The organism is Novosphingobium sp. JCM 18896, from assembly GCF_025938095.1.
Taxonomy (GTDB): domain Bacteria; phylum Pseudomonadota; class Alphaproteobacteria; order Sphingomonadales; family Sphingomonadaceae; genus Novosphingobium.
On the sequence record NZ_JAPCZF010000005.1, the window covers coordinates 15,246 to 30,951 of the forward strand.

Annotated in this window: 15 protein-coding genes; 5 read left to right on the top strand and 10 right to left on the bottom strand. The window is 66.9% G+C overall.

Going from position 1 to position 15,706, the window contains the following annotated elements; translation table 11 throughout:
• Positions 1-6 precede the first annotated feature (6 nt).
• The 3 genes from OLX23_RS17345 to OLX23_RS17355 all read left to right on the top strand — a co-directional run bounded on the left by OLX23_RS17345 (position 7) and on the right by OLX23_RS17355 (position 5,923).
• Positions 7-1,032 (top strand): FecR family protein, encoded by a 1,026-nt coding sequence (locus tag OLX23_RS17345; protein WP_264446293.1) that lies wholly within the window; start codon positions 7-9, stop codon positions 1,030-1,032.
• Positions 1,033-1,190: 158 nt separating this feature from the next.
• Positions 1,191-3,746: a TonB-dependent receptor gene (locus OLX23_RS17350; RefSeq protein WP_264446294.1), complete on the top strand. Its 2,556-nt coding sequence runs from the start codon at positions 1,191-1,193 to the stop codon at positions 3,744-3,746.
• Positions 3,743-5,923, top strand: a complete 2,181-nt coding sequence (locus OLX23_RS17355) for an Atxe2 family lasso peptide isopeptidase (protein ID WP_264446295.1) — start codon at positions 3,743-3,745, stop codon at positions 5,921-5,923. The genes OLX23_RS17350 and OLX23_RS17355 overlap by 4 nt, the downstream gene beginning before the upstream one ends.
• A 37-nt stretch (positions 5,924-5,960) precedes the next feature.
• Here the strand turns inward: OLX23_RS17355 and OLX23_RS17360 are convergent, their stop codons facing one another.
• From OLX23_RS17360 to OLX23_RS17395, 8 genes are all read right to left on the bottom strand, one after another.
• The gene (locus OLX23_RS17360; protein WP_264446296.1) at positions 5,961-7,487 is read right to left on the bottom strand and encodes an asparagine synthetase B family protein; all 1,527 of its coding nucleotides are present in this window, start codon (positions 7,485-7,487) and stop codon (positions 5,961-5,963) included.
• 206 nt (positions 7,488-7,693) lie between these two features.
• The gene (locus tag OLX23_RS17365; protein ID WP_264446297.1) at positions 7,694-8,272 is read right to left on the bottom strand and encodes a lasso peptide biosynthesis B2 protein; all 579 of its coding nucleotides are present in this window, start codon (positions 8,270-8,272) and stop codon (positions 7,694-7,696) included.
• A gap of 101 nt (positions 8,273-8,373) precedes the next feature.
• Positions 8,374-8,499, bottom strand: coding sequence for a benenodin family lasso peptide (locus tag OLX23_RS17370; protein WP_264446298.1), 126 nt, complete (start codon positions 8,497-8,499; stop codon positions 8,374-8,376).
• A 71-nt stretch (positions 8,500-8,570) separates the two neighbouring features.
• Positions 8,571-8,699, bottom strand: coding sequence for a benenodin family lasso peptide (locus tag OLX23_RS17375; protein WP_264446299.1), 129 nt, complete (start codon positions 8,697-8,699; stop codon positions 8,571-8,573).
• A gap of 110 nt (positions 8,700-8,809) precedes the next feature.
• Complete coding sequence (locus OLX23_RS17380; protein ID WP_264446300.1) at positions 8,810-9,409, bottom strand: GntR family transcriptional regulator; 600 nt, start codon at positions 9,407-9,409, stop codon at positions 8,810-8,812.
• A 40-nt stretch (positions 9,410-9,449) separates the two neighbouring features.
• Positions 9,450-10,376 carry a phytanoyl-CoA dioxygenase family protein gene (locus OLX23_RS17385; RefSeq protein WP_264446301.1) on the bottom strand — a complete coding sequence of 309 codons (927 nt, stop codon included), beginning with the start codon at positions 10,374-10,376 and terminating at the stop codon, positions 9,450-9,452.
• Positions 10,373-11,008, bottom strand: a complete 636-nt coding sequence (locus tag OLX23_RS17390; protein WP_264446302.1) for an acyl-homoserine-lactone synthase — start codon at positions 11,006-11,008, stop codon at positions 10,373-10,375. The genes OLX23_RS17385 and OLX23_RS17390 overlap by 4 nt, the downstream gene beginning before the upstream one ends.
• A 123-nt stretch (positions 11,009-11,131) precedes the next feature.
• On the bottom strand, positions 11,132-11,881 hold the full coding sequence (locus OLX23_RS17395) for a LuxR family transcriptional regulator (RefSeq protein WP_264446303.1): 750 nt from the start codon (positions 11,879-11,881) through the stop codon (positions 11,132-11,134).
• Positions 11,882-12,404: 523 nt separating this feature from the next.
• On the opposite strand from OLX23_RS17395, the gene OLX23_RS17400 reads away from it, so the two are divergent.
• On the top strand, positions 12,405-12,635 hold the full coding sequence (locus OLX23_RS17400; RefSeq protein WP_264446304.1) for a BrnA antitoxin family protein: 231 nt from the start codon (positions 12,405-12,407) through the stop codon (positions 12,633-12,635).
• A 91-nt stretch (positions 12,636-12,726) separates the two neighbouring features.
• Positions 12,727-13,812 carry a DNA polymerase IV gene (gene dinB / locus OLX23_RS17405; RefSeq protein WP_264446305.1) on the top strand — a complete coding sequence of 362 codons (1,086 nt, stop codon included), beginning with the start codon at positions 12,727-12,729 and terminating at the stop codon, positions 13,810-13,812.
• 70 nt (positions 13,813-13,882) lie between these two features.
• Here dinB and OLX23_RS17410 read toward each other — a convergent pair whose 3' ends face one another.
• Complete coding sequence (locus OLX23_RS17410) at positions 13,883-15,214, bottom strand: type II toxin-antitoxin system HipA family toxin (RefSeq protein ID WP_264446306.1); 1,332 nt, start codon at positions 15,212-15,214, stop codon at positions 13,883-13,885.
• Positions 15,204-15,542 (bottom strand): helix-turn-helix domain-containing protein, encoded by a 339-nt coding sequence (locus OLX23_RS17415; protein ID WP_264446307.1) that lies wholly within the window; start codon positions 15,540-15,542, stop codon positions 15,204-15,206. The genes OLX23_RS17410 and OLX23_RS17415 overlap by 11 nt, the downstream gene beginning before the upstream one ends.
• Positions 15,543-15,706: the final 164 nt, after the last annotated feature.

Genomic DNA, 15,706 nt, shown 5'->3' on the forward strand with positions numbered 1-15,706 from the left:
CCGTCCATGAATGGCGATCTAGACCGCGACCGCTTCGGCGAGGCGAGCGACTGGTTCTCGCGCATGCGAGGCGCCGACGCCGAGGCATCGCGCGAGGACTTCGATGTCTGGCGGGCCGATCCCCTGAACGCGGCCGCCTACCGCGAGATCGAGGCCATCTGGGCCATCTCCGCGCGCGGAGAAGCGGGTAAGGGCAGGCGCCGGCCACAGCGGCTGCGTCCGGGATTGATCGCGGCTAGTCTCGCGGCCGCGGTTACCATCGCGCTGTTCGTCCATGGTATCGGGCGTCCCGGATCGGAAAGACCCGGAGAGACTTTCGAGAACGATCGATCGGGCCTGCGCCTCGTCTCGCTTCCCGATGGCTCCAAAGTGACACTCGACGCCGCAAGCGAGATCCGCACCGGCTTCGGCCGCGACGAGCGCAGGGTGGAGCTGCTGGCGGGTCGCGCGCGTTTCGACGTCGCGCACGGCCAGGCCCGGCCCTTCGTCGTCGTCGCCGCGTCACATGCGGTGATCGCGCGCGGCACGATGTTCGACGTGCGTATGGCGGGCGATCGGACCGAGGTCGCCCTCATCGCAGGCGCCGTCGATCTCGAGCGGCGCGGCGACGGAGTCGAGGGCCGTTACGTGGGACGTCTGGTCCCAGGGCAGACCGCGCTATTCGTCGGGAAGGATGCGGCGCCGCGGATATCCGCGGTTAAGGCGGCAAACTGGACGAGCGGAATATTCACCGCCCAGAGCATGCCACTTGCCGACCTGGTCGCGCGCGCCAATCGGTCTTCCTCTTCCGCCATAGTTCTTGCCGATCCCTCGCTCGGCAATCTGCGCGTCACCGGCGGTTTCAACTTGTCCGACGCCCGGTCACTTGCCGCCGGACTTGCCGCCGCGCTCGATCTCAGGGTGAGCGAGCAGGCATCGGGGCGGATCGTCCTGTCACGTTTCGGCGAAGCGTCGCTGCCGCCAGCGGCAAGAGTGCAGGTGGGGCCGACGCCCGAACCGATCAAGCCGCTGGCGCCGCGCGCAATGCCCTGAGCCGGGGCGCTCTGACAGTCTTGTTTTCGGACTCGGTCGGGCGGGACTGGCCGCTTCGTTGAGGCCTGAAATTAAATCGTAGGGTGCCCGGCGCCTGACCTCGTCCTTCCCTTCACAGCCACTCGCTCAGCGAGCGGCAAGAACAGGAGGGACTTACGATGTCACGCTATTCGTCGCGCACCCGCGCGCACATTCTGCTGAGCGCCGCCGCGCTACTGGCCGCGAGCCCGGCCTGTGCCGAGGCGCCGGTTCAGGCCTACGACATGCCTTCGCAACCGCTGAGCGTGGCGCTTTCGGTGGCGGCGCAGCGGGCCGGCGTCTCGATCATCGCGCCGAGCGAACTGGTCGAGGGCCGGCGTGCGCCAGCGATCAACGGCCGATACGAGCCGATCGACGCGATCCGGCACCTGCTCGAGGGCAGCGGCCTCGTCGTCGAGCGGGCGGGCGACAACTACGTGATCAAGCGCGCGGTCCGCGGCGACAATGGCGATGGTCCGTATGGGGCCTATGCCGATAGCGAGATTGTCGTGACCGGCACGCGCATCCGCGGCGCACCGATCGCCTCGACGCTCGTGCGTCTCGATGCCGAAGCGGCGCGCAATGCGGGGCAGGCCTCGGTTGCCGATATCCTGCGCGCCGTGCCGCAGAATTTCGGAGGCGGGCAGAACCCCGGCATCGGCAACAACGTCCCCGAGGCCAACGGTTCGAACATCGGTGGCAGTTCGTCGATCAACCTGCGCGGCCTCGGCAGTGATGCCACCCTGACCCTGCTCAACGGTCGCCGGCTGCCCTATTCGGCGGCATTCCAGTCGGTCGATATCTCGGCCATTCCCCTGGATGCCGTCGATCGGATCGAGATCGTCGCCGACGGCGCCTCGGCGCTCTATGGTTCGGACGCGGTGGCGGGCGTCGCCAATATCGTCCTCAAGCGCGATTTCGACGGGGTTCGCACGAGCGCCCGGCTCGGCGCCTCGACCGACGGCGGCAACTTCCAGCAGCAGTACGATCTGGTCGGGGGCAAGGCCTGGAAGGACGGGGGTCTCCTCGTCGCCTACGAATTCGCGCGCAACACGCGCATCCTGTCGCGCCAGCGCGACTACGGCGCCGTCGTGCCCGGCGTGACCTTCTTCCCGCTGATCAAACGTCATAGCGTGGTCGTCACCGGGTATCAGGACCTCGCGCCGGGCGTCACCCTGGCGCTCGACGCGCTCCATGGCCGGCGCTCCACGCAGACCGAATTTCCGCTCAATCCGGCCGGCGATCTTTCCGTCAGCCGCGCGGAGGCCAATACCGCTTCGCGGTCCTTCGTGCTGGCACCGTCGCTGAAGGCGGAGCTTGGCGGCGGTTGGCGCCTCCAGGCGAGCGCGATGTACGGCAAGGACCGCACCGTGTTCGGCACCGACCAGGTGCTCGGGGCCACCTTCATCGACGGCGGCGACGCCTGCTACTGCAATACCGGTTACGCGGCTGAGATCGGCGGTGATGGTCCGCTGTTCGCCCTGCCGGGCGGGGATGCTCAGCTGGCGATCGGGGCCGGATGGCGCAAGAATGTCCTGCGACGAAGCGCACCGCTCACGCCCAATCGCAACGTGCTGGGCAAGCAGGACAGCCGCTACGCCTACGGCGAGATCAACCTGCCCTTCGTCTCGCCGGACATGGGCGTCGGCGGGATCGCCCGGCTCAACCTGAGCGCGGCGCTCAGGCACGAGCGCTATCCGGGGATCGACAACGTGACGACGCCCAAGATCGGCCTCATCTACGCGCCGGTCGATGGCTTCACGCTCAAGGGCTCCTGGGGCAAGTCGTTCCGCGCGCCGACGCTGCTGCAGCTGAACTCGGTCACGGGCGGCCTCGTATCGACCCCGGCAAGCTTCGGAGGAACCGGATTTGCGCCGGGCGCAACCGTGCTGTTCTTGAATGGCGGCAATTCGCAGTTGAAGCCCGAGCGGGCCGAGTCCTGGTCGGTGACCGCGGTGCTCGAACCCGCCCGCGGCTTGCGGCTAGAGGCCGGCGTCTTCCGCACCAAGTACAAGGACCGCATCGTCACGCCGATCCTGCGAACGGTCCAGGCGCTGAGCAACCCGGACTTCGCCGACCTCGTCCTGCGCGCGCCGAGCCCGGCGCAGGTCGCCGCGGCCCTCGCTTCGGTTGACGTGCTCACCAACACGGTCGGCGGCATCATCCCGGCCAATATCGCGGCCATCGTCAACAATGCCTACGCCAATGCCGCGGGCCAGACGATCGAGGGCGTGGACATGCTCGCGAGCTACGCGGGCGAGCTCGCCGGCGGGGCGCTATCGCTCTCGGCCAATGCGAGCCTGCTCGACAGCGAGCAGCAGCGCGGTCCTGGCCAATCCCTGACCGACCTGGCGGGCACGATCTTCAACCCACCAAACTTCCGCGGGAGGCTGACCGCCGCCTGGGCGAAAGGACCGGTCAATCTCTCGGCGGCGGCCAACCATATCGACGGCGTGCGCGACACGCGCTTCGTGCCCGAACGGGGCGTGCGCGGCATGACGACATTCGATTTTGCGGTCCGATTGAAGCCGGGCGGCGCCGCGCGCGGTTTCGATCTGCTGCTCGCGGTCGAGAATGCCTTCAACCAGAAACCGGCCCCGATCCGCACGACGCTGTTCTACGATTCCCCATACGATTCCACGAACTATTCTCCGACCGGGCGCTTCGTCAGCCTCACCCTGGCGAAAACGTGGTGAGCGCGGTGCTGGCGCGGCGGCTATCGCTCGCTCTTCCGCTGATGTCCTGGGGGGCGCTATCGTGCTCGGCGCCGGCCCTCGCTGCCTGCGAGCGGCTGCTGCCTGAAATCGCGGCGCCGATGACGGTGGGGCAGAAGCGCCGCGTGACCCCGGAAGACCTCGTGGGCCTTCGCGACATCGGCGCTACCGACGTCTCCTATGCCATCGGCGACAGTCCGCTCGCCGTCTCGCCCGACGGCAAGCGGCTCGCTTTCGTCATCACGCAAGGCGATGCCGCGGCCAATCGCCACTGCCGCGCGCTCGTCGTCCTCGATCTCGTCCAAGGAGCAGAGCCGCATGTCATCGACAGCGGCGGCGAGTTCATGACCATGATGAATCCGACGCGCGGATCGCTGATCGCAACCGGAGCGCCCGAGGTCGTCACGCCGATGTGGTCGCCTGACGGACAGAGCCTCGCCTTTCGCAAGCGGATCGATGGTCGGACCGAAGCATGGATCGCCTCGGCGGACGGTAGCGGAGCGCGCCGGATAGCGCGGTTGGAGGTCGACGTCGAAGCGCTCGCCTGGAGCGCCGATGGCGCCCGGCTCGTGCTCGCATCGCGGCCCGGCCTTGCCGCGCAGGCGCGGGGCCTCGATCGCGAGGGCCTGACTGGCTATCTCTACGACGCGCGGGTCTCGCCGAACGAATCCGCTCGGCCGCTACTGGCCGTGGGCGAACCGCTTGTCTTTCGGACGATCGACATCGCGAGCCAAGCACTCGGCGATGCCGGCGCCGACGACGTTTTGCGCGTGCCACCGGTTCTCGATCCGACACGGGTGTGGTCCCCCGTCATTGTCTCCGCGGAAGGTCTCTCGGCGCGGCTTGTGAGCGATGACAAGCCGGGCGGTCCGATGCGGATCTCGATTTTTGGCACGCCCGCTGGAACTGGCGCATCGCCTGTTTGCCTGGCCGAGCACTGCACAGGCTCGATCCGCTCGCTGCTGTGGCTCGGCGACCAGCTTTTTTACCTGCGACGGGAAGGCTGGGCCTGGGAAACGACCGTGCTCTACGCTTGGCGACCCGATCGCGGACAGCCGCGGCGCGTGATGGCCACGACCGATGCCGTTCACGGCTGCGTCCCGGCACAGCGGCGTATCCTTTGCCTCGTAGAGACCGCGACGACGCCGCGGCGGATCGTGTCGATCGACGCGGCTAGCGGGGCGCGTAGTCCGGTTTACGATCCCAATCCCGAATTCGCGGGCATCGCGCTGGGCGAAGTGAAGCGGCTCAAGTTCCGCAATCAATTCGGCATCGAGGCCTGGGGCGATCTCGCGCTGCCGCCGGGTTACGCGGGTGGGCGGCTGCCGCTGGTCGTGGTGCAGTACAACAGCCGAGGTTTCTTACGCGGCGGCACGGGAGACGATTATCCTGTCCATGCCTTCGCCGCGCGCGGTTTTGCCGTCTTGAGCTTCGAACGTCCGGCCGCGGCCGGGACACACAGGCGTGATCGGGCGGTAGGAACGCCGGCCAGTGGGGAATCAGTCAATCGTCCCAATGTCGAAGGTTGGGTGGACCGTCGCTCGCTGCTCGGAGCGGTCGAGGGACTGGTGGCTCAGGCGATAGAGCTGGGCGTGGCCGATCCTCGGCGGATCGGCATTACGGGCCTCAGCGACGGTGCGACGACGAGCGCCTTTGCCCTGGTCAATTCGCGGACTTTCGCGGCCGCGGCGATCAGCAGCTGTTGCACAGAGCCCAACACGGTCATGGTCCAGAGCGGTCCGGCGCGGGCCCGGCAGCTGCTGCTCGACGGCTTTCCGCCACTCGGCCCGGGCGACGCCGACTTCTGGCAGCCCATGTCGGTCTCGCGCAATGCGGACAGGATCGCCGCTCCGATCCTGATGCAGCTCGCCGACCGCGAATATCTGCTCGGTCTCGAGACATGGGCGGCGCTCAAGCAGGCGGGCAAGCCCGTCGAAATGTACGTCTATCCCGACGAATATCACAACAGGTGGCAGCCCGTGCACCGTCTCGCTACCTACGTCCGCAGCCTCGACTGGTTCGACTATTGGCTCGCCGGCAAGCGCGATGCCGACCCGGCTAAAGCCGCGCAGTACGAGCGGTGGGACGCGCTTCGACGGTTGCGCGACGCCGGTGCGGATCACGCGGCAGCAAATCCCGCGCGCCCGGATATGGACTAGCCCGGGTGCGGAGGAGAGGCGTGGGTCGGCGCGAAGCTCATAGCGTTCGGACCCACGCCTCGACATCGGCGACCTTGAGCAACTGGCCGTGCTCGTGCCTTCGAACCGGGCCAATGCCGGCGAGGACGCGCTCGGCCGCGGTCTTGTCGAGCAAACCTTCGGCGGCCAGGGCTCCGCCCAGCAGCAGGTCGCGCAACACGGCGCGATTGGTCTCGAAGACCTTGGCCACGAAGCTATCGGGCGATCCCTTGCCTCGGCGCCATGCGACATGGGCGGGCACGTGCCTTGCCAGCGCGCGGCGCGCGATCGCCCGGTTGTTGCCGCGCTCGAACCAGCGCCAGGTGGGGATGGCGAGCGCGCATTCGACGATGGGCAGAGCGATCAGCGGCGACCATTCGGCTATGTCGCCGTCGAAGGATTCGAGCAGGTTCTCGACCGCGATCATGAAGCCGATATGTCCGGCCGATCCCGGCAGCGCGCCGCGCGGCGTCTCGAGCCAGCGATGGCGGGGCGGGCCAGCGCGCTCGGCGGCCTCGGTCGTCACGAACATCGTGTCGATCGGCCAGCGGTAATCAGGCGATCGCAGCCAGGCGCGGCGAAAGGCCCGGCCCAGGACCGTGAACAGGCTGGCCTCGGTGAGCTCAGCGATCTCCGCGGCGGTCTTGAGCGCCCCAGTGCCGAACCCTTCCCGTCGCAATCGATCGGCGACAGGGACGACCGACTGCATCGCGCAGAACAGGTTGTCGCCGCCGCCGCCGTCGAGAATGCCTTGCGCGCCCAGGCGCGCGGCGATGCCTTGTCGTGCAGCGCGGCTAGCCTGGGCGAAGGATCGCGCGAGCGGTCGCGGTTGGCCCTTGTAGAGCGAAATCGTGACGTCGACCTTGGCGAGGTCGCGTTCGATTTCCCGGTAGGGAACTTCCAAAGCGGCCGCGACGGCCGTCGCAAAATGGCTCTCGTCGCCGGCCGGATCGTTGGAACCGATGTTGACGCAGGTCATGCGCGTGCCCGTCGCCGCGACGAGCGCGGCCAAATAGGAGGAATCGAGCCCTCCCGACAGCATGACGACAACATGATCGAGATCCTCGATCTGTGCGGCGACGCTCGTTCGAGCCGTCTGCCAGAGATGGTCGGCGAGTTCCTCTGGACATCGCCGGTCGCGCTTTCCGGCGGCATGCCAGGGAGACCAGCAGGGATCGATCGATACCGTGCGGTTCGTGAGTGTCAGGCGGGTGCCGCCCAGCAGTTCGCTGACGCCCTCGACGCAGGTGCGCTCCTGGCGCAGTCCCGATGTCATAAGGTGCGAGGCGATGGCATCCCAGTCGGGAGCAGGGCGCGTCTGCAGGCAGGTCTCGAGGAGGGCGAGGTCGGACGCGAGCACGTGGAGCCCGCCCCGCTCGACGTGAAGGCAGGGCAGGTCGCTGAAGGGCGGGCGGATTACCGTCACCGATCCATCAGCGGCGAGGAAGCCGAGGAAGTCGCCCCAGAAGTTCTCGATGAGATCCCGGCCGCGGGTGGCGAGAATTGTGCCCGTTTCGTCCGGCGAGAACGAGGTTGCGGCCGACATTGCGCCCGATCGTCGGTGTGTGCGTCCGAGGACCATACCCGCATCGTGCGCGAGCCACGCGCGGCGACCGCCTTGGGCAAAGAGTGCGAGGCCGGGCGCCGTGAAGGTACTTTCGAGCCCGGCGACGGCGAGCGCTCGATCCTGGATCGGGCGTCTCAGGCCGTAAGCGTCGGTCTCTCCAATGACGGCGATGTAGCGGGGGTGTCTCATGCGCGGTGGATCGGGGCATAGCTGCGCACCCGCTCGTACCGGTCGTTGACGAGGCTGCCATCGCACTCGACCCAGCAATGCGCTCGGAAGGGACCCATGCGCACCCCGACGACTAGTTCCGGGCGGTGGCCGCGCGCCGCGAGGTGGGTCGCCAATGCCAACGAGTGGGGCAGGCACTGGTTGTGCGGCGTGATGAACAGCGCGAGCCGCGCGAAATCCCGCGCTATTTGGGAAAGTTCGCCGGTCGGCGGCGCGCGGCGCGCAGCGCGGCGACGGGCGTGACGTAACGCCTCGAGCCCGCCGGCGAGGCCATCGCGGCGTAGGCAACGTCGGGCCGTCCATATGCCGCTGGCAAGCGCCGCCATGCGCCGGACATCGGCGGACCGGGTGGCGGCCTGGTCGAGCTGGCTAGCCGTTGCGATCGCACCGGGGCAGGGCGGCGATACCGTGAGGCGCCGTCGCTCGAGCAAGGCGACCTGGTCCGGATCCGGAGTGCCGGCGAGCGCGGCCCGCCAGGCCGCCTCGGTCTCCCGGCCGAGGCAGAAATAGCGGTCGGCCGCGACGTCGAGGAACACGAAACGATCCTGGACTTCGCAGAAGGACAATGTCGAAGTTTGAGACATGGCGGACGTGCCTTTGTGGCGACGCGGGCGGGGCAGGCCCGCCCGCGGGGGCGCTAATCGTCTTCGAGACCCGCGACGACCATCCCGAGAACTTCCTCGGCGATGAAGCCGATCGGCCCGAGGGTTTCGCGCGATGCGATACCGAGCTCGATGACGTCGGGCTCTTCCTGGCGGTCCATGTCAGACCTCCTTTTGCTGGGTTGGGAGGCAAAGGGCGCGCGGGGCACAGGCTCCGCGCGCCCCCGGGCGGTCAGTCGTCGGTCAGACCCTGCTGAAGCGAGGCGATCTGCTCGTCGTAGAACACGCCGATGGGGCCCTGGGTCTCGACGCTGGCGGTGCCGAGCTCGATCAGGTCGGCGGTGTCGTGTTCACGTTCCATCACATCTTTCCTTTCGAGTTTGCCGCGACTCTGCGGCAGTTCGAATGATAGATGGCTCGTTCTCTGTAAGAACGTAGTTATTGATTTATAACAATAATATATTCCGACTATCAAATTGGCGTGCTGGGCTTCAGCAGGGCCGCGACGATTGCGGCCACCTCCTTCTGCCGGCGCCGGTGATAGCGTGCCATCAGCTTGGTTAGGTCAGCCACAGCACTGCTCGACCAGGCCGCGACCAGCGCCGCATGCTCCTTGTCGTGATCGGCGAACAGGTATCGTTCAACGAGCCGGGCCCGGTGGAGTCGATCGCTCGTCTGGTGAAGGAGGGCGCCGTATTCCGCATTGGTCGCGGCGGCGATCTCGTCGAATAGCGCGCGAGGCTCCTGCCCGAGGTCGGTCGGTGGGGGCCTCGTCGGGATCCTCGGACGCAGGTTCCGAAGCACGGTGGCGACGAGATCCGCGTTCAGGCCATAGAGTTCGCGCAAGGCTCCCTCGCTCGGAATGGGGATCTTGAACCCCTCGCGCGGCCAGGCTTCGATCAGACGCTCGCCGAGCATCTGGTGAAGCGCGTCGCGCACCGGTGTCGCGCTCATGCCGAGCCTTCGCGCGATCTGCGCGGGGTCGAGCCTGGCGCCTGGCTGCCATTCGCCGCAGACGATCTGCTCCTTGAGCAGATGGTAGGCGAGCTGAGTGGTACGGCCCGGGCTCATGCGCAGCTTCTCGTCTCAGGCGCGTACCCACTTGTCATGCTCACGGTTCGCGCGCCGCTTCGAGCGCCCGCTCGCGCTCGGCATGGGCTCGCACCATGGCTTCCTGTTTCGGTGTCAGGGCGTCGATCGCGGCGGGGTATTGAGGCATGCGATCGTCGAGCAGGAGCGAAGGGCACAGCCCGTCCAGGTTCCCGAGATTGGGGCGGTGTTGACGATAGCCGACGAGCGATCGGAGCTCGGTGCCGAAGTCGCGCGCGATCTCGGGCGGATAGGCGAGCCACAGGTTCTCGTAGGGCTTGAGCCAGCCCAGCGAGTATCCCATCACGAGGCTGCGCCTTGGCAGATCCGTGCGATTGGCGCCGGCGCCGTGGAGCGTCGATCCCAGAAAGACGATGGCGTCGCCCGGCTCGCAGGCCGCCGCCTCCCCGGTTTCGTCGGGCGGAGCGCTCGCGCCTTGGCCGCCATGGCTGCCGGGCCAGAGGCGTGTGGCGCCATTCTCGGGCGTGAACGGTGTCAGCGGCCACATGACGTTGACCAGATATTCGAACTGCCCCTTGGGGCCGTGCCACATATCCTCGTCGCGGTGCGGCACCTGCGCGATCTCGCCGGGGTGGACTTCGATTCCCTGGGCCACGTTGAGCTGGATCGTATCGCACCGCGGCGCGAGGACTTCCCGGGCGATGGCCGTGATCGCCGGATCGGCGGCGAGAAGCCTCGTGGCGGGCGAGCGCACGAGGAGCCGCCCGAAGCGCTTGGTCGACCTTCCGTAGAAGTCGCCTTGGCCGAACGGCGTGCCCGCGAAATGGTCGTCTAGGTCTGCATCGACATGCGCGAGGATGTCGGCGGGAATGGCGTTACGCAGGATCGAGAAGCCCTGGGAGCGCAGCTCGGTCATGACCTCGGCGGGCACCGGGGGCGTCGCAGCGGCGGCAGCCGGGGCGACCGGGGCCGGAGCGCGCGGCGTCACGCGCGGTGCTCCCGATCGATCTCGCTCGCAATCGGGGCTGGCACGGCCATTCCCGTGCGCCAGATCCCGCGGCTTGCAAGAAGCTCGGGCGTTTCTTCGTCGATTGCGATGACGAGCGCTGCCAGCACGCGGCCATCGACGCGCATCGGCGTACCGAGCGGCAGGCAGTTCCAGCCGAAGTCGCGGATCTGCTCGAACCAGGGAAGCTCGGCGACGCCGGTGTAATGCGTGATGCCGCGTTCGAGGGCGTGCACCGCCAGCGCGCTCACCAGCCAGTCGCGTGCCTGGCGCCGTTCGGCCGCGCGCAGCGATCGGTCTAGGCAGAAGCGGGTGATCTCCCGGACAGTTGGGCCAGCGGGTATCGGGCCATCGACGAGCTCCGGAAAGAGACTGTCGAGCAGATGGGGACGATTGGTCTTGAGCAGGCGCGTCGAGGCCACGTGGCCGCTCTCGCCGTCGGTGAGAATGAGATAGGTCGCGTCGATATCGTCGAAATGATCGATCTCCCAGGTCCCGGCCAGAACAGGCACATCCCATTTGAGCAGGTCCACGAAGACCCGCTTCCTCGCCTCGAACATGGAGCGTAGCACGGCCCCCTCGGCCTCGCTCATGCGGTCGATCGTGCGGATCATTGCCTTCCCCTTCAGGTGGTTGCTGATCGAGGAAGGTCATCAGATCGGCGTTGCCGCTTGCACCCCGTGGCCGAGGGGGATTTGCTCGATCCGTCCTGTTTGTCGGTTCGAGTTGATCGTGCTTCAGGCGGCGCAGCGCGGCGGGACGTCGTCGAAGCAGAGGTCTCCCGCTTCGAGAAGAACCATGGCGAGCTCCATCCGGGACTCGACCTCGAGGCGTTTGAAGGCCTCGCGCAGGTGATCCATCACGGTCTGCACACTGATCCCGAGATATCGCGCGATCTGCGGGTTCGTATAGCCGCGGGCCGCGAGCGCCGCGCATTGCAGTTGCCGGGGGCTGAGACGCGGCAGGCGATCCCGGTCTGGATCCCGGTGTAGGAGACGCAGGCGCTCGAAGGCCGCGGCCCCGATCGCTTCGGCCCAGATCAGGGCGCCATAGGCGAGATCGTTGCCGATCTCCGCGACGAAGCTGCACGAGCCGCGCGCCTCGCCCGGTATGTGGAACGGTACGGTCAGGCCTTCGCCGAGCCCGATCTGCCGTCCGAGCAGCAACATGTGCCGGTCGGCGCGATCGAGACGGATGATCTGCGGTACTTCGCGCCAATGAAAGCCGCGGCCGCGCCGCTGGCTCGCGCGGTGGATCGGATCGCACAGGCCGAGCGACCTCGCGTCGTAGTAGGTCTCCCAGCCATCGGGGTAGTTGTGGAGGCGCAGCGCCCGCGGTCGCCTTGAGAAATCGGCGTGCTGGGACAGGGCGAAGTAACGCGCGCCGAGCCATTCGCCGGCTTCGGCCATGATATCGCGCAGCACCTCGGTCGAGCGGGCCTCGGCAAGCCGATCCGCCCAGGCAAGCGCCATCTTGAGCATTTCCATGACGATGATCCGGCAAACGGGCGAACGGTCTCGTGCCGGCAACCCGTCTGCCGCCTTTCAAGTCAAGTCCAGCCGGGCGGTCCCTACACCGTACTGGCAAGCGATGGATGCGACACTTTCGACTTTTGCAAAGGTAAGTAGACGGGGCTCCTCGATTCAGTTTGTACGGGAAAAATAATAATCGGCGACCGTCCGAGTCTCCAATTATATTTGGATTATAATCACGACGGGCAATCTGCAGGTCTGTAAGACTGCAGTGCCGTCGCCGGCACCATCGGCTGTCTTCAAGGGGCTGATCGCGTTCGCGCACAGGCGGGCTCGATGCGTGCAGCGGGCGGTCTGGTCAGGCAGAAGCAAAATGTAGTAACGAAATACGTCAATCTTCATCAAGGCGTGTCGTGAAATTTGCCGGCGCTGGGCTCTGAAGGTCTCTCGATCTTCTCCGCCCGGTCGGCGAGCAGGAAGCAAAGGAGCCTGCTGCAATGACGTCGCGGAATTACGCCGAGGCGGACATGGACGCGGTTTGGACAATCCGGAGCTGACAGCCGAGCAGATCGGCGCGGCGCGCCCCTTCGCGGAAGCCGTCCCCGAACTGGCGAAGACCTTTCGCACGCACGGGCCGGGCAAGAAGCCGGCCAAGGTCAGCCAGACGCTGCGGCTCGACCGCGAGGTTCTCGAGGCCTGGCGCGCTTCCGGACCGGGTTGGCAGAGCCGCATGAACGATGCCTTGCGCAAGGCCATGCCGCACGCGTGAGGCGGGGGCCTGAGTGGCGATCGAACCCGTGCGCGCAAATGACGCTGCTGAATCTGTTCCCATTATGTTCGAATTACGGTAGGATCGGTCGATGGCGTACCCGGTCGACCGAAAGATCATCCACGTCGACATGGACGCCTTCTTCGCGTCGGTCGAACAGCGCGACGATGCCTCGCTGCGGGGTCGGCCCGTGGCGGTAGGGTACGCCGCGGCGCGCGGCGTAGTCGCGGCGGCGAGCTACGAGGCGCGGCAGTTTGGCGTGCGTTCGGCGCTCCCTTCGATCACGGCGCTGCGCAAATGCCCCGAACTGATTTTCGTGCCGCCGCGCTTCGATGTCTACAAGGCGGTCTCGGGGCAGATCCACGCGATCTTTGCCGACTATACCGATCTCATCCAGCCATTGTCGCTCGACGAGGCCTATCTCGACATCACCGCCAATCGCCGCGGCATCGAGACCGCCTGGAAGACTGCCAAGGAAATCCGCGCGCGGATATTCGCGGAGACCGGGCTCACCGCCTCGGCCGGCATTTCCTACAACAAGTTCCTCGCCAAGCTCGCTTCCGACCAGCGCAAGCCGAACGGCCAGTTCGCCGTCACCCCCGACATGGGCGCCGCCTGGGTCGAGACCTTGCCGGTGTCGCGGTTCCACGGCGTCGGGCCCGTGACCGCGCGCAAGATGGCCTCGCTCGGCATCGAGACGGGCGCGGACCTGCGCGCGCGCTCGCTCGACTTCCTGCAGCAGCATTTCGGATCTTCGGCCGACTGGTATTACGGGATCGCGCGCGGGATTGATGAGAGGCCGGTGAACCCCGACCGTGAGCGCAAGTCCTCGGGCTCGGAAACCACCTTCGATCGCGATCTTGTCGATGCCAGGGAGATCGAGGCTGGCGTGCTACGCCAGGCCGACGACGTCTGGTCCTGGTGCGAAAGGGCGGGGGAGTTCGGGCGCACCGTGACCGTGAAGGTGAAGTACGGCGATTTCCAGAATATCACGCGCAGCAGAACCCAGCCGACCCTGGTCTCCTCGCGCGATGCTCTTCGGGCGGCGAGCCTGGCCTTGATCCGGTCGGTGCTGCCGACGCCAAAAGGCATACGCCTCGTTGGCGTCACAGTCTCCAATTTCGAGAGAGCGACATCGCCGGTGATGTCCGATCTTCCGCTGTTCGAGGCCGACTGAGCTGCCGGTGTCGTCACGGCGCGTGGCTCCGTCGGGCTTCAGGGAGCGAGAAGATGGCCGGGAAGCGTTCTCAGGCGTTGTGCTCGCGCCAATAGGCGGCGCGCGCCGCGAGTGGGGCCGCCGCGCCTTCGAGGCCATAGAAGGCAAAGCGATTGAGGAACTGTCGGCCCCAGAACAGTTTGCGGTCGACTTCGCCGAGCCGGGCCTGCGTGCAGAGCTCGCGCCAGTTCTCGCCGATGATCTCGACCTGTTTCGCGACCGTGGCGATCGCGGTCGCCTCGTCCAGATGGAACTGCGCAGCGGCGGCAAGGCAGGTGCGGATCTGGCTCATCCGGTCCTGGCCGCGGATCAGCATGGCCTGGCTCGCCTCCTCGCCAGTCCGCGGCTGCGGGCAGATGTCATAAGCGGGCGTCAGCGCCAGCCGGTTCCCGTCCCAGAATGCGGCGTGGTTGCGGGCATGGTCATCGAGGTTGCCGACGAGCACGTTGTACGTCATCCGGCCAAAGAGCTCGCGTAGCGTTGCCGGCACCTCCTCGAAGCGCAGGCGGATTTTTTCCGCGAGATCCTCGTAGCTTGCGTAGCGCGCCTGCATCTCGTCGAGTTCGAGGACCGTGAGCGCTGAGACCAATGCCTTGCGGTGCCACCGGCCCGCCGTATGCGTGCGGTCGAACCGTTCGACGAGCAGCACGTCTTTCCCCGCGGCTTCGACCAGCCGGACGGGCGCGACTGCGAGCCCCGCGAGCGCGGCGAGGCGCATGGCCAGGAACTCGCCCTTGACCACGCTGTAGATGTCGGTGCTGCTCGAGAACTTGGCGATGTGCTTGGTCTCGCCATCGACGATGAGTGCCTTGGGCCTGGCGCCCCCGATCGCGGTCCCGTGTTGCAGGGCCTGGTCGAGCTCGGGCGAGAGCGGGATGTTGCGCTCGACGCGCTCGGCCGATTCGATCAATTCCTCGAGCGAGGCCAGCCCGCCGCCACGCGGCTCGTAGCGATCGGCGGCCTGCTGGAAATCGAGCGCGCCGATGCGATCGGAACCCGATTCCAAGAGGAAGGTCAGCTCGTCGAGCCTTGCCTCGTCGAGATCCTGGCCGCGGCCTCCGAAGGTCCGGTTGAGGATCACACGCCGGCCCCAGGCGTCGGGCGAGCCATCGCGAATGGCCCCCGCCATGGCGAGGCCGGGAGGAGGGGCGATCGGTGCGGCGCCCAGGGGCAGTTCAGGCAGGTAGAGCGCGATCGCGTCCGCGCGGGCACGGTATGTGCGGCCGTACTGGAAGCGGATCTCTTCACCGACGCGATCGAGACGTCCGGCGACGACCGGTTCACTGCTGCCCGGGAGCCAGGTCCAGACGAAGGCGGTGCGCGGCGCTGTATTTGGGGCCTGCGCCGCGGGGTCAGAAGTCATCGTCGGCCTCCGTCTGGAGCGGTCTTGCGTACTTGGGCAGGAGTGCCAGGCGTTGCCTCATGACCTCGACCCTGTTCTTCACGCCGACCAGGTCCTCCTGAAATAGCGGTATGCCCAGGATCGTGCAGGCTTCGAAAGCGATCCCGAGTTCCACTTTGGGGTCACCGCCCTCGAGACGTTGCAAGGTGCCGCGCGATGCGCCGACGCGCTCGGCGAGCTCCTGCAGCGGCATGCGCCGTTGCTTGCGCTCGGCCTGGATCAGCTGCCCCACGAGTGTGACGGCGGCCTGGGTATAGCGCGCATAGGTTCTCTTATTGGTAGCAGGCATTGATCGATCCATCGGGCATATCGCACTGATCTGGGCGATGTATCGATCGTAGTTAAGTGGCTTACCCTAAAAGATCAATAAAATGATCTATGCATCGATCGTATCATGCCAATTGGATCGATGGATCGACCAAGGCGGTGAACCTGAAGAAGCGGCTCGCTGCC

What these genes read in the sequence shown, in the direction of transcription:
- OLX23_RS17345 (WP_264446293.1), top strand. Translation starts at nt 7, where the DNA reads ATGAATGGCGATCTAGACCGCGACCGCTTCGGCGAGGCGAGCGACTGG.
- OLX23_RS17350 (WP_264446294.1), top strand. Translation starts at nt 1,191, where the DNA reads ATGTCACGCTATTCGTCGCGCACCCGCGCGCACATTCTGCTGAGCGCC.
- OLX23_RS17360 (WP_264446296.1), bottom strand. Translation starts at nt 7,487, where the DNA reads ATGTCGGCCGCAACCTCGTTCTCGCCGGACGAAACGGGCACAATTCTC.
- OLX23_RS17370 (WP_264446298.1), bottom strand. Translation starts at nt 8,499, where the DNA reads ATGGACCGCCAGGAAGAGCCCGACGTCATCGAGCTCGGTATCGCATCG.
- OLX23_RS17375 (WP_264446299.1), bottom strand. Translation starts at nt 8,699, where the DNA reads ATGGAACGTGAACACGACACCGCCGACCTGATCGAGCTCGGCACCGCC.
- OLX23_RS17380 (WP_264446300.1), bottom strand. Translation starts at nt 9,409, where the DNA reads ATGAGCCCGGGCCGTACCACTCAGCTCGCCTACCATCTGCTCAAGGAG.
- OLX23_RS17390 (WP_264446302.1), bottom strand. Translation starts at nt 11,008, where the DNA reads ATGATCCGCACGATCGACCGCATGAGCGAGGCCGAGGGGGCCGTGCTA.
- OLX23_RS17395 (WP_264446303.1), bottom strand. Translation starts at nt 11,881, where the DNA reads ATGGAAATGCTCAAGATGGCGCTTGCCTGGGCGGATCGGCTTGCCGAG.
- dinB (WP_264446305.1), top strand. Translation starts at nt 12,727, where the DNA reads ATGGCGTACCCGGTCGACCGAAAGATCATCCACGTCGACATGGACGCC.
- OLX23_RS17410 (WP_264446306.1), bottom strand. Translation starts at nt 15,214, where the DNA reads ATGACTTCTGACCCCGCGGCGCAGGCCCCAAATACAGCGCCGCGCACC.
- OLX23_RS17415 (WP_264446307.1), bottom strand. Translation starts at nt 15,542, where the DNA reads ATGCCTGCTACCAATAAGAGAACCTATGCGCGCTATACCCAGGCCGCC.